This is a genomic window from Rahnella sp. GSA61A (assembly GCF_019969905.1).
GTDB lineage: Bacteria > Pseudomonadota > Gammaproteobacteria > Enterobacterales > Enterobacteriaceae > Rahnella > Rahnella aceris.
In genome coordinates this window covers 20,564-33,444 of record NZ_JAHXYO010000007.1, presented here as the reverse complement: position 1 = coordinate 33,444, position 12,881 = coordinate 20,564, and the positions used below count along the sequence as shown (strand labels likewise).

10 protein-coding genes are annotated in these 12,881 nt (G+C 55.3%); 2 read left to right on the top strand and 8 right to left on the bottom strand.

The window, feature by feature from the left end; all coding sequences use genetic code 11:
* Positions 1 to 2: 2 nt before the first annotated feature.
* Entirely contained in the window at positions 3 to 446 is a 444-nt protein-coding gene (gene phnG / locus LC431_RS10955) for a phosphonate C-P lyase system protein PhnG (RefSeq protein WP_013573846.1), read from the bottom strand.
* Positions 447 to 1,172 carry a phosphonate metabolism transcriptional regulator PhnF gene (phnF, locus tag LC431_RS10950; RefSeq protein WP_013573847.1) on the bottom strand — a complete coding sequence of 242 codons (726 nt, stop codon included), beginning with the start codon at positions 1,170 to 1,172 and terminating at the stop codon, positions 447 to 449.
* A gap of 267 nt (positions 1,173 to 1,439) precedes the next feature.
* Here phnF and LC431_RS10945 point away from each other — a divergent pair, with 267 nt between their 5' ends.
* Complete coding sequence (locus LC431_RS10945) at positions 1,440 to 1,601, top strand: type II toxin-antitoxin system CcdA family antitoxin (protein ID WP_112152055.1); 162 nt, start codon at positions 1,440 to 1,442, stop codon at positions 1,599 to 1,601.
* Between the two features lie 34 nt (positions 1,602 to 1,635).
* On the opposite strand, the gene nrdG is transcribed toward LC431_RS10945, so the two are convergent.
* The 5 genes from nrdG to treR all read right to left on the bottom strand — a co-directional run bounded on the left by nrdG (position 1,636) and on the right by treR (position 8,780).
* Positions 1,636 to 2,100, bottom strand: a complete 465-nt coding sequence (gene nrdG, locus LC431_RS10940; protein ID WP_037034213.1) for an anaerobic ribonucleoside-triphosphate reductase-activating protein — start codon at positions 2,098 to 2,100, stop codon at positions 1,636 to 1,638.
* 4 nt (positions 2,101 to 2,104) lie between these two features.
* A complete protein-coding gene (gene nrdD, locus LC431_RS10935) occupies positions 2,105 to 4,243 on the bottom strand; it encodes an anaerobic ribonucleoside-triphosphate reductase (protein ID WP_037034337.1) in 2,139 nt (712 codons plus the stop codon).
* A gap of 343 nt (positions 4,244 to 4,586) precedes the next feature.
* Entirely contained in the window at positions 4,587 to 6,230 is a 1,644-nt protein-coding gene (treC, locus tag LC431_RS10930; protein ID WP_223509811.1) for an alpha,alpha-phosphotrehalase, read from the bottom strand.
* Positions 6,231 to 6,252: 22 nt separating this feature from the next.
* The gene (treB, locus tag LC431_RS10925; protein WP_013573854.1) at positions 6,253 to 7,671 is read right to left on the bottom strand and encodes a PTS trehalose transporter subunit IIBC; all 1,419 of its coding nucleotides are present in this window, start codon (positions 7,669 to 7,671) and stop codon (positions 6,253 to 6,255) included.
* A gap of 152 nt (positions 7,672 to 7,823) precedes the next feature.
* The gene (gene treR / locus LC431_RS10920; protein WP_013573855.1) at positions 7,824 to 8,780 is read right to left on the bottom strand and encodes a trehalose operon repressor TreR; all 957 of its coding nucleotides are present in this window, start codon (positions 8,778 to 8,780) and stop codon (positions 7,824 to 7,826) included.
* A 344-nt stretch (positions 8,781 to 9,124) separates the two neighbouring features.
* On the opposite strand from treR, the gene mgtA reads away from it, so the two are divergent.
* Positions 9,125 to 11,827, top strand: coding sequence for a magnesium-translocating P-type ATPase (gene mgtA / locus LC431_RS10915; RefSeq protein WP_223509810.1), 2,703 nt, complete (start codon positions 9,125 to 9,127; stop codon positions 11,825 to 11,827).
* A 77-nt stretch (positions 11,828 to 11,904) separates the two neighbouring features.
* Here mgtA and LC431_RS10910 read toward each other — a convergent pair whose 3' ends face one another.
* Positions 11,905 to 12,876, bottom strand: a complete 972-nt coding sequence (locus tag LC431_RS10910) for a TerC family protein (protein WP_014411579.1) — start codon at positions 12,874 to 12,876, stop codon at positions 11,905 to 11,907.
* Positions 12,877 to 12,881 lie beyond the last annotated feature (5 nt).

Sequence of the window (12,881 nt, the reverse complement as noted above, 5' to 3'; positions counted from 1 at the left end):
AGTTATTCTCCGCGAACCAGAGTAAAGAAATCGACGCGGCTGGAAGCCACCTCGCGGGCGCGTTGCTGGCGGCGTTCCTGTTGCAGCGCAGCCAGAGGCGCTATCACGCGTTTATGCAGCAGTTCATCCATGCCCTGCATTTGCAGCAGGCCGTCAATAACCGCGCACAGTTCGGCGTGCGGTTTATTGCGACCACTGACGTAGCTGTAGCCGTAGACGCCACCGTCTAACTGAATGACGGCGCGGGTGACGGTCATATCGCCCATCACAAAACGTTTGCCGGTTCCGCCCATGCGCCCCTGAAGCTGGGTCAGACCGGTTTCAGCGGCGCGGATGCGCTCAAATTGCGGGGACAAATTCAGCGGCTGCCAGTGGGCGAGCAGCTCATCGGGACGGCTGTGAGCCAGCACCGACATCCAGCGCTGGCGGGTTTGCAGGTGATCCATTCAGTGCTCCATGGTCAGTTCGATCATGTCGGCGCGCGTCAGGCTGACGGAGTATTCCGCCACCGTATCGCTGCCTTCACAAATGTTCAGGGTGCGGACACACAGCAGCGGTGCCTGCGGGACGATTTCGAGTAATTTGCTCTCTTTTGCCAGCGCGCGGCGGGCATTGATGCGGGTGGTGCGGCGGCTGAGCTTTTGCTTAATTTCTTCACGGATAAAATCGTGCAGCGAGCCGTTATGGAAATTTTGCAATGCAGGCCACCAGTCGAGATCGGGCAAATAGTGGTCAATCACACAGACCGGCACGCCGTTAACGCGGCGCAGCGTACGCAGGTGAATAATTGTGTCGCCTTCCTGACGTGACAGCGCCGCCGCGACGTGATCGGTCGCCGGACGCAGCACCGCCAGCAGACGTTCGCTGGTCGGATGGCTGCCCTGATCCAGCAGGTTCTGGCTGAACCGTGCCTGCGAATGCAGCGGATAATCGTAAGGACGCATCAGCACCAGCGTGCCAATGCCCTGACGGCGTTGCAGCCAGCCGCGATCCACAAGTTCATCCACCGCACGGCGCAGCGTATGGCGATTTACCTGAAAACGTTCGGCAAGTTGTTGTTCCGGCGGCAGATAATCGCCGCAGCGGTAACCGTTACGCAGTTCCTGTTCCAGTTCGGCAGCGATTTGCTGATACACCCTGGCGTGACTGGTCGGATGTCTAGATAAGTTCATCACAATGAATACCTCGCGCGGTAGAAACGGGCAGTAGCAGGGGAAATTTGAAAGCGGTATGAAAGGGTCATGATGCAAACCTCAGTGTGGCGTTGGCATCATCTTGGGCGCGCTAAATGACAATTGGGTGAAGGTCTGGTTGCAGGAAAATGAAGAGTTGGAAGACGTCCCGCAGGAATGAAAGCGGGTGATTTACGGGATGAACAGTACAAATTACACTCTGGTTGTCGGATGTATTTTTAAACATTAATTACAAAAGGACTTTGTATGTCAGAAGCACTCAATCGTGAATTCAATGATTTACCTGTTACGTTAATACCCGAAACACCTGCGCAGAAATGGAGGCGTGAAAATCAAAAAGGAATTGAGGCGATAAATAAATACGTCGAAGAACATGGTTCGTTTTCTGATTATCAGCGTGCATTTTAGAAAAGTGAGGGGAATAATTTCCCCTCTGAAAGCATTAACGCAAATAATGAATCACCTGATTGCCGCTGCCGCGCCAGATAAGCGACGGGTCTTTCAGTTCCTGCACGAACTTCCCGTCGACCAGCACGTTGATTAACGCGGTGACTTCCTGCTGTTCAGCGCTCAGTTCCCCGAGCGTATAACCTGTCCACATCCACACATCTTTGCCAGGGCATTCCGCCTGCACGCGCACTAACAACTGGCGCACTGCCGACAGATTTTGCGGATGCAGCGGATCGCCGCCGGAGAGCGTCAAACCCTGACGCGGGATCACCGTGTTTTGCAGATCGGCGATGATGCGGTCTTCATCTTCCTGCGTAAACGGTTTGCCGGAATCCAGCCGCCAGGTGCTTTTGTTATAGCACCCGCGGCATTCGTGGACGCAGCCGGAAACGAACAGCACGCAGCGTGTTCCCGGCCCGTTCACTACGTCGATTGGATAATATTGATGGAATCTCAAAATATTAACCCAGCTGACCGTTACCCAGATGTTTTATCCGGCGCTTCACTTCTTCCTGCTTACCGGCGTTAAACGGACGCGCATCCGGGCTGCCGAGATAACCGCACACGCGGCGGGTGACCGACACGCGGGAAGGCTCGTGATTGCCGCATTTCGGGCAGGTGAAGCCTTTGCTGGTGCATTCGAATTCACCGGTATAGCCGCAGTCGTAGCATTCATCAATTGGCGTGTTGGTACCGTAATACGGCACGCGGGTGTAACTGTAATCCCACACATCTTCCAGCGCTTTCAGGTTGTGCTGCAGGTTTGGGTATTCGCCGTAACAGATGAACCCGCCGTTGCTCAGTGGCGGATACGGTGCCTCGAAATCGAGTTTTTCATACGGATTGACTTTCTTCTCGACGTCAAGATGGAAGCTGTTGGTGTAATAACCTTTATCGGTGACACCGGCCACCAGGCCGAATTCGGCTTTATCCAGACGACAGAAACGGTCGCACAGGTTTTCGCTCGGCGTGCTGTACAGGCTGAAGCCGTAACCCGTTTCGTCTTTCCAGCTGTCGGTGGCGGCTTTCAGGCGGGCGACAATCGCCACGGCTTTTTCGCGTAACTGACTGGCATCGAACACGTGGGTCTGATCGCCGAACAGCGCGTTAATGGTTTCATGCACGCCGATGTAGCCGAGCGAAATCGAGGCACGACCATTTTTGAAGATGCCGGAAATATCGTCGTCGGCTTTCAGACGCACACCGCAGGCACCTTCCATGTACAGGATCGGCGCAACGCGGGCCTTGATGCCTTCGAGACGCGCAATGCGGGTCATCAGCGCTTTTTTCGCCAGCAATAAACGCTCGTCGAGCAGTGTCCAGAACGCCGCTTCATCGCGTTTGGCCTCCAGCGCGATACGCGGCAGGTTCAGGCTGATCACGCCGATATTGTTGCGGCCTTCGTGGATCATTTCGCCGTTCTCTTCGTAAACGCCCAGGAAACTGCGGCAGCCCATCGGGGTTTTGAAGGAACCGGTGACTTTCACCACCTGATCGTAATTAAGAATGTCCGGATACATGCGCTTGCTGGCGCATTCGAGAGCCAGTTGCTTGATGTCGTAATTGGCATCGCCGGCTTTATGGTTCAGGCCGTCGCGGATGGCAAACACCAGTTTCGGGAACACGGCGGTTTTGCGGTTTTTACCCAGCCCGGCAATGCGGTTACGCAAAATAGACTGCTGGATCAGGCGTGATTCCCACGACGTGCCGAGACCGAAACCGAAGGTAACAAACGGCGTCTGGCCGTTGGCGGTGTGCAGCGTATTGACTTCATATTCCAGCGACTGGAATGCGTCATAACACTCTTTCTCGGTACGGTTACGGGCGAACGCTTCGGCATCGGCAATCTGCCATTCTTCAGCGGTCTGACGATGTTTGTTGAAGCTGGCGGTAACAAACGGCGCCAGCACTTCGTCGATGCGGTTAATGGTGGTGCCGCCGTAAATGTGGCTGGCGACCTGCGCGATAATCTGTGCGGTGACGGCTGTTGCCGTTGAAATCGACTTTGGCGTGTCAATTTCGGCATTGCCCATTTTGAAACCGTGATTCAGCATGCCTTTCAGGTCGATCAACATGCAGTTAAACATCGGGAAGAACGGCGAATAATCCAGATCATGATAGTGAATTTCCCCGCGTTCATGCGCCAGCACCACGTCACGGGGTAAAATATGCTGTTTGGCGTAATGCTTGGCCACAATCCCGGCGAGTAAATCGCGCTGGGTCGGGATAACTTTGCTGTCTTTGTTGGCGTTTTCGTTGAGCAGCGCCATATTGCTTTGCTCAACCAGACCACGGATTTCCTGATTCAGGCGTCCGCGCATTTCGCGTTTCACGTCGCGGTCATGGCGGTATTCAATATAGGCACGCGCCAGTTTCTTGTGCGGCCCCGCCATCAGCTGGTTTTCAACCGCATCCTGAATTTCATGGATATCGACGCGCGCCTGATCTTGCAGATTCTCTGCCACAATACGGGCAACCTGCGCGCAATAACCAATGCTGTCGATACCGGCGGCTTCGGCTGCGCGTTGCACCGCTTGTTTGATCAGAACTTCATCGAAAGGGACCTGACAACCATCCCGCTTAATCACGATGGGCTGCATTTTGGTGGATTTTGCGGGTACGGTTTCCTGTCTGTCTGCCTTCACAATGATACTCCTTTTGGGCGGATCCCGCGCCCCACAAGGCTTACAGGCCGGTTGTGTGGCATTCGCGGTAAACCGCTATATATTGGGTTGGGTGTGTACTATACACACTAGATGTAGGATCTACGCGAGCGTTAATTCTCATTTTATTGACCTGAAACAAAGAATTTTTTCGGCGGAGGAATTGATGACCAAATGTAAATTCTGGCCTGAATTTTGCCTGTTGTTTTATAAGGGGATGCATACAAAATAAACGGGTCAGCCACGACTGTGACCGACCCGACAGAAGGGGAAATTCAGACTATCGGGCGAGTTGCCAGAGACATTCGTACGGACGAAGCGTGCCGGAAATGGCAGGCGAGGCGTAATTACTCAGCAGCGTGTTGCCATCTAATTCTGCCAGCGTAAGTGTCTGCTCCTGCCCGCTCAGGTTTGCCACCACGCGCAAGGTTTTGCCTGACGCCTGACGGGTATAACACCACAACTGCGGATGTTCCGGCAGCAAATCCTGATAATCGCCATCGGTCAGTACCGGCAGCGTTTTGCGCAGGCGGATCAGTTGCTGATACAGATAAAATACCGAGTCTTTATCCGCCAGTGCCTGTTCGGTATTGATGTCCTGCGCGTTGTGGCTGACGGAAATCCACGGCGTGCCGGAAGTAAATCCGGCCTGTTCCCCGGCATTCCACTGCATCGGCGTACGCGAGTTGTCCCGTGATTTCCTCGCCAGAATGCGCAACAGTTCTTCGTTGCTGCGCCCGTCAGTTTTCAGTTCGGCAAACATATTCAGGCTTTCCACATCGCGATATTGTTCGAGATGTTCAAAGCCCGGATTGGTCATGCCGATTTCCTCGCCCTGATAAATATACGGCGTACCCTGCAGGCCGTGCAGCACCATTGCCAGCATTTTGGCAGACGTCGTGCGCAGCGCGCCTTCATCGCCAAAGCGCGACACAATGCGCGGCTGATCGTGATTACACCAGAACAGCGCATTCCAGGCGTGACCGTGCATTCCCTGCTGCCACTCGCGGAAAATCTGCTTGAGCTGCACGAAATCCGGCGGTGCATCGGCCCATTTTTCACCGTTCGGATAATCGACTTTCAGGTGATGGAAGTTAAAGGTCATCGACAGTTCGCTGCCGTCATTGGCGGCGTAGCGGCGACAATGCTCCAGCTTTGTTGAAGACATTTCGCCGACGGTCATCAGCCCCAGCGGCTTAAATACGTCACGGCTGAATTCCTGTAAGAACTCATGAATACGCGGACCGTCGGTGTAAAAACGCCGGCCATCACCGGCATCGTCGGTCGGGAAATCCTGTTGTTTCGACACCAGATTGATCACGTCCAGACGCAGCCCGTCGACGCCCTTATCCGCCCAGAACTGGCAGACTTTTTTCAGCGCCTCGCGCACCGGCGGGTATTCCCAGTTCAGATCGGCCTGCTCGGTGGCGAACAGATGCAGGTAATACTGGCCGCTGGTTTCGTGCCATTGCCAGGCACCGCCACCGAATTTGGATCGCCAGTTATTCGGCGGTCCGCCCTCCGTTGCCCCATCACGCCAGATATAGAAAGGCCGGAACGGGCTGCCCGCATCCTGCGACTGGCGGAACCACTCGTGATGCGTCGAGGTATGATTAAACACCATATCCATCACGATGCGGATCCCACGCTGATGCGCTTCTGCAGTCAGCCGTTCAAAGTCTTCGAGCGTGCCGTAAGCCGGGTCAATCTCGCAGTAATCGGCCACGTCGTAGCCGTTATCAATCTGCGGCGACAGGTACATCGGCGTCAGCCATATCGCATCAACGCCAAGGGTTTTCAGGTAATCCAGGCGCTGTGTGATGCCGTTGATATCACCGGTGCCGCTGCCCGTGGTGTCCTGAAAACTCTTGGGATAAATCTGGTAAATCACACCGTTTTTCCACCACGGCAATTCGCTGTTCATTCCATTTTCCTTCTTGAATGTCTTACACCACTGCCAGTTCACCCCGGCGGGCTTTCCGCTGATAAACCAGCACGGTCAGGATAATCGGCACCACGATCGCCACCAGCATGGCCAGTGCGTAAATACTCCAGAACTGCGGTTTGATGGACAAAATACCCGGTAAGCCGCCGACGCCGATGCCGTTGGCCGTGACGTGGAACAGGCCGCAAATCAGGCCGGCACCGGCCGAGCCAATCATTGCGCACAGCATCGGGAAGCGGTATTTCAGGTTGATGCCGTACATCGCCGGTTCGGTTACGCCGAGGAACGCGGATATCGCTGCGGGCACGGAGATCTCGCGCTCATTATGTTTGCGGCTGACGATAATCACGCCGACGACCGCAGCGGCTTGCGCAATATTGGACAGGGCGATCAGCGGCCACACCGGGGTTCCGCCGGTGCTTTGCACCATCTGCATGTCGATGGCAAGGGTGGTCTGATGCACGCCGGTGATGACCAGTGGCGCATAGAGGAAACCAAACAGCGCGGCACCGATGGGTGCGAGGCTGCCGGTCATGATGAATTTCACCGCGAAAGCCACGCCGTCGCCCACCATGCGGCCAAACGGCCCGATCAGCGTGTGCGCCAGGAATACGGCAATAATCAGCGAGCTGACGGGCACAATCACCAGATACAGATAATTAGGCACGATGCGTTTCAGGCCATTTTCGATCATCGCCAGCGCCATACCGGCGAGAACGGAAGGAATAACCTGCGCCTGATAACCGACCTTTTCGATGGTGAACCAGCCGAAATTCCACACTTCAGGGATTTGCTGCCCGAGGTTGTAGGAGTTCATCAGTTGCGGCGATACCAGCGTTATGCCAAGCACAATCCCGAGGATTTCGGTGCCGCCCATTTTTCTGACCGTCGACCAGCACACCGCCACCGGCAGGAACATAAACACGGCTTCGCCAAGCAGCCAGAGGAAGTCGTAAATGGATTGCCACAGCGGGTGCATCTGCGCCAGCGTCTGGCCGCCGCTCATCGGAATTTCGCCGATAACATTGCGGAAACCGAGAATTAAACCGCCGCTGATCAGCGCCGGTAACAGCGGGAAAAAGATTTCCGCAAAGTGAGAAATGCTGCGCTCAAACCAGCTCATATTCTGGCGGGCGGCAACTTTTGCCTGTTCTTTTCCGGCCGCACTTTTACCGGTGCTGGCGATCAGAACTTTGTAGTAATCATCCACTTCCGGCCCGATAACCACCTGGAACTGACCGGCGTTGGTGAAGCAGCCTTTGACCATTGGCAGGGCTTCGAGACCTTTCGGGTCGGCTTTGGACGGGTCATTGAGGACAAAACGAAGACGCGTAATGCAGTGAGTCACCATCGCGATATTGTCGCTGCCGCCAACGAGGGCGATCAGCTGATCAACATCCTGTTGCTTAACTTTGCTCATGGGAAGTGGCCTGTGATTTTGCGTAAGAGTGTAGGGTACGGTTCAAGCATAGCGAAGGCGGTGGGAACTTGTCCGGGAACGTTCCCGGTTTTGCCGGGACGATCACAAAGTTTTTACTTTTTAGAAAGGCAAAGGTCAGAAAGGCGGGGGATTCAGAAAGCAAGCTTTCCGGGGATAATCAGCTGCCGCACCGTGGTGGAACCGCTGAGCTGCGCCAGTAATTGTTTGGCCGCTGCTTCGCCGCCCGCGCCATAGCCGAGTTCTACTGAATACGATTCCGGGAACAGGAAATGCAGCAGCGGGTTGTTGCCGATACCGCATACCTGCACGCCACGGATTTGCTGTTGTTGCAGGTATTTTTGTGCGCCGATGGCAATGGTGTCGGACGCACAGACGACGGCCTGAATATTATTTTTCAGCAACTGCGGGATCAGGTCGAAGCCGCTCTGATAGGTCAGTTCGCCCAGCGCAATGTGCGGTGTCAGGCCATGCTCTTTACAAAAAGTCCGAAAGGCCGCGCTGCGGCGCTGGCCGGTGGTGGTGTCCTGCGGCGAAACACCGATAAAGCCAATCTCCCGTATGTTCTGCGCCAGCAGTTTTTGCATCAGCAACTGCACCGCACCCGCATCGTCATAACACACCGAAGATAGCCCCGGCATATCGCGTGCCAGCACCACCATTTTATCCTGCCAGGGCGTCAGCATTTGGGCTGAAAGTCCGGTGAAACCAAACAGCACAATGCCATCGATATTGCGCTGTTTCAGCACCTGCAAATGCTCTTTCACGCGCTCTGCGCTGAACTGACTTTCCAGCACAATCGGGTCATACCCTTGCTGATAAAACAGCGGCAACATGGCGCGTACGGCCAGATTTTCCGAAGGAGAGTCGAGACGCGACACGATAATCGCCACAATTTTGTCGCTGAACCCGCGCATGGCCCGCGCCGATTTCGACGGACTGAAATGCTGTTGTTCGATCACCTGCAACACCCGTTCGCGGGTTTGCGGGCTGACGTTGCCTTCGTTATTCAAAACGCGGGAAACCGTGGATTTTCCGACACCGCTCAGGCGGGCAATATCATTAATGGTCAGGCGATTTTGCTGGGTCATGTTTTAAGGTGAATGAGGGTCAGGTTTAAAATTGGTTGTAGTTAACCGGCGTATACTGCGCTCGCCGGAGATGATGTACGCGTCATCCCGTGCCGTTACCCTAACGGATTTTTATACCCGATGCGTATGAATTTCCAAACCGTTCCTTACCGGAGGTGAAAACCCATGGAACCCGACCCCAATTCTGTAGGTCCGTTGTGATCCGGTAAGCACCCGCATTTTTGCTGCTGCTTGCCGTGACTTTACCTGGCAGGCAGTGGCGCAAGTCTTTTCGTTCGCCCTGTTTTTAACAACCCTTTTGCCATGCTCATGGCGGCTTCGCTGTGGGCGCAACAAAGGTGCGAATGATGTTCAAAAATTTCACTTCCCGGCTGCTCAGTGCGCTCAGCCGTAATTTACCGCGCCGCTTAGTCCGCCGCGATCCGATGCTGGAAAACGTATCTGCCCGTGCAGTGCAGGCCATCCCTGCCGCTATGTCGGCGCATTGTCAGGCCTGTGCCCGCGCCACCGAAGACCAGCTTTACCTGCAATTTGCCAGTCATCCGGAAGGGCTGACTGCGCAGGAAGCCGATGCAATTCGCGAAGTTTCCGGCCTGAATCAGACCGGCGATCAGCAACCGGCACCCTGGTGGCTGCATCTGTGGCACTGCTACCGCAATCCGTTCAATCTGCTGCTGACCGTGCTCGGGCTGGTGTCTTACGCCACCGACGATTTAACGGCAGCGCTGGTGATTGGCGCGATGGTGTTTATTTCTACTTTCATGCATTTCATTCAGGAGGCGCGTTCCAATAAAGCCGCCGATGCGCTGAAAGCGATGGTCAGCAACACCGCGACCGTGCTGCGCAGTGACGCGCAAACCGGACGCAGCGAAACAGTGGAAATCCCGATCAGCCAACTGGTGCCGGGTGACCTGATCAAATTGTCAGCGGGCGATATGATCCCGGCAGACCTGCGCATTCTTTCGGCCAAGGACTTGTTTATCAGCCAGGCGGCGCTGACCGGTGAATCCCTGCCGGTGGAAAAACACGCCTGCGAGAAAAAACCGGTTGCGGCTGATCCGCTTGAACTGAACACCCTGTGTTTTATGGGCACCAACGTGGTGAGCGGCACGGCGATTGCGATGGTGATCGCCACCGGCAGCAAAACCTGGTTCGGTCAGCTTGCCGAACGTGTGGTACAGGAAGATACACAGCCAAACGCGTTCCAGGCCGGGATCAGCAAAGTCAGCTGGCTGCTGATCCGCTTTATGATGGTAATGACACCTGTGGTGCTGGTGATCAACGGTTACACCAAAGGCGACTGGTGGGAAGCCGCACTGTTTGCGCTCTCCGTGGCGGTCGGGTTGACGCCGGAAATGCTGCCGATGATTGTGACTTCCACGCTGGCCAAAGGCGCGGTAAAACTCTCCCGCCAGAAGGTGATCGTCAAACGTCTGGATGCGATACAGAACTTCGGCGCAATGGATATCCTCTGCACGGATAAAACCGGCACGCTGACGCAGGATAAAATCGTGCTCGAGCGCCACACTGATGTGCTGGGCGTGACCAGTGATGAGGTGCTGCATCTGGCGTGGCTGAACAGCCATTATCAAACCGGCCTGAAAAACCTGCTGGATGTTGCGGTGCTGGAAGCAGGCGATGCCGGTCCGGCGCATAACTCGCTGAAAGTGGATGAAATTCCGTTTGATTTCGACCGTCGCCGTATGTCTGTCGTCGTCGCCGAAAACGACCAGAATCACCGCCTGATTTGCAAAGGCGCGCTGGAAGAAATGCTGTCGATTTGTACGCTGGTGCAGCTCAACGGTGAGATTGTGCCGCTGACCGATGTGCTGCTCGGGCGCATTCGCCGCATTACTGACGATCTCAATCAGCAGGGGCTGCGCGTGGTAGCCGTGGCGCATAAAGTGATGCCATCGCGCACGCAGGGCTACGGCGTGACCGATGAGTCCGGCCTGATCCTGGCCGGGTATATCGCATTCCTCGATCCGCCAAAAGAAAGCACCGCACCGGCGCTGGATGCACTGCAACGCAAAGGCGTGACGGTGAAAATCCTCACCGGCGACAATCCGCTGGTGGCGCGTAAAGTCTGCAAAGATGTCGGATTACAGGCCGATAACGTCGTGATCGGCAGCGATATCGATGCGCTTGACGATGTGCAACTGCTGAACGTCGCCCGCGAAACCACGGTATTTGCCAAACTGACACCGATGCACAAAGAACGCATTGTGCGCGTACTGCGCGGCGAAGGGCATGTGGTTGGATTTATGGGCGACGGCATCAACGACGCGCCTGCGCTGCGTGCGGCGGACATTGGGATTTCCGTGGATTCTGCGGTGGATATCGCCAAAGAAGCGGCCGATATTATTCTGCTGGAAAAAAGCCTGATGGTGCTGGAGCAGGGCGTGACGGAAGGGCGCAGAACTTTCGCCAACATGCTGAAATACATCAAAATGACTGCCAGTTCCAACTTTGGTAACGTGTTCAGCGTGCTGGTCGCCAGCGCCTTTTTGCCGTTCCTGCCAATGTTGCCACTGCATCTGCTGATTCAGAACCTGATTTACGATGTGTCTCAGGTGGCGATCCCGTTTGATAACGTGGATGAAGAGCAACTGGCAAAACCGCAGCGCTGGAACGCCGGGGATATTGGCCGTTTTATGGTGTTCTTCGGGCCGATCAGTTCCGTCTTCGACATTCTGACTTTCAGCCTGATGTGGTGGGTGTTTAAAGCCAATACGGTGGAGGCGCAGACGTTGTTCCAGTCCGGCTGGTTCATTGAAGGGCTGCTGTCGCAGACGCTGATCGTGCACATGATCCGCACCCGCAAAGTGCCGTTTATTCAGAGCCGCGCGTCCTGGCCGCTGTGCATCATGACGCTGATGGTGGTGATCACCGGTATTTCACTGATCTACTCGCCGGTTGCCGGATTCCTGCAATTGCAGGCATTGCCGCTGAGCTACTTCCCGTGGCTGATCGCGATTCTGGCGGGCTACATGGTGCTGACGCAGTGCGTGAAAGGCTGGTTCGTGCGCCGTTACGGCTGGCAGTAATCTTTAAAATTCTATCCTGAATGCTAAAAAGCGCGACCGGTGAAGCGGCCGCGCTTTGCATTAATCAGTTCGAAATATTACGACTGTGCGTTGTTCTTGCGATCGTTACGACGGTTCACCCAGGTGTTAATCAGCAAGGTGATGATCAGAATCGACGCAATCACGCCCAGCGAAATACCGACCGGAATGTGGAACACGTCGAGCAGCAGCATCTTGATACCGATGAAAATCAGGATCACCGCCAGACCGTATTTCAGCATCGAGAAACGTTCTGCCACGCCCGCCAGCAGGAAGTACATCGCGCGCAGGCCGAGGATCGCAAACAGGTTAGAGGTCAGGACGATGAACGGGTCGGTGGTTACCGCAAAGATAGCCGGAATACTGTCGACCGCGAAAATCACGTCGCTCAGTTCCACCATAATCAGCACCAGCAACAACGGAGTAGCGAACAAAATACCGTTACGGCGCACAAAGAACTTCTCACCCTGCAACTCATCGGTCATGCGCATTTTGCTGCGCAGCCAGCGGATCATCGGCTTCTCGCCAACCTCACCGTCTTCTTCTTTCGCCAGCGCCATCTTGATACCGGTGAACAGCAGGAAGGCGCCGAACACGTACAAAATCCAGCTAAATTGCCCCACCAGCCAGCTACCGGCGAAAATCATGCCGGTACGCAGGACGATGGCGCCGAGCACGCCGTAGACCAGTACGCGGCGTTGCAGGCTGGCAGGAATAGAGAAGTAACTGAACAGGATCAGCCAGACGAAGACGTTATCCACCGCCAGCGCTTTTTCCAGCAGATAGCCGGTCAGGAACATGGTGGCCTTGGCGTCGGCCACTTCACGGCCAAACTCGCCGTTGAGATACCACCAGAAGCCGAAGTTGAACAGCAACGACAGGCCTATCCACACCAGCGACCACATCGCGGCACTTTTCATACTCATGGTTTGCGCGCCTTTTCGACCCTGCAACAGCAGGTCGAACGCGAGCATAATTATCACTACCACGGCAAAGGAGCCCCACAACATCGGGTTGCCTACGGAGTTCATCATTG

Coding starts and splice junctions, on each gene's coding strand:
- phnF (WP_013573847.1), bottom strand. CDS start 1,172: ATGAACTTATCTAGACATCCGACCAGTCACGCCAGGGTGTATCAGCAA.
- treR (WP_013573855.1), bottom strand. CDS start 8,780: ATGACCCAGCAAAATCGCCTGACCATTAATGATATTGCCCGCCTGAGC.
- treC (WP_223509811.1), bottom strand. CDS start 6,230: ATGAACAGCGAATTGCCGTGGTGGAAAAACGGTGTGATTTACCAGATT.
- phnG (WP_013573846.1), bottom strand. CDS start 446: ATGGATCACCTGCAAACCCGCCAGCGCTGGATGTCGGTGCTGGCTCAC.
- mgtA (WP_223509810.1), top strand. CDS start 9,125: ATGATGTTCAAAAATTTCACTTCCCGGCTGCTCAGTGCGCTCAGCCGT.
- nrdD (WP_037034337.1), bottom strand. CDS start 4,243: ATGCAGCCCATCGTGATTAAGCGGGATGGTTGTCAGGTCCCTTTCGAT.
- LC431_RS10910 (WP_014411579.1), bottom strand. CDS start 12,876: ATGAACTCCGTAGGCAACCCGATGTTGTGGGGCTCCTTTGCCGTGGTA.
- LC431_RS10945 (WP_112152055.1), top strand. CDS start 1,440: ATGTCAGAAGCACTCAATCGTGAATTCAATGATTTACCTGTTACGTTA.
- treB (WP_013573854.1), bottom strand. CDS start 7,671: ATGAGCAAAGTTAAGCAACAGGATGTTGATCAGCTGATCGCCCTCGTT.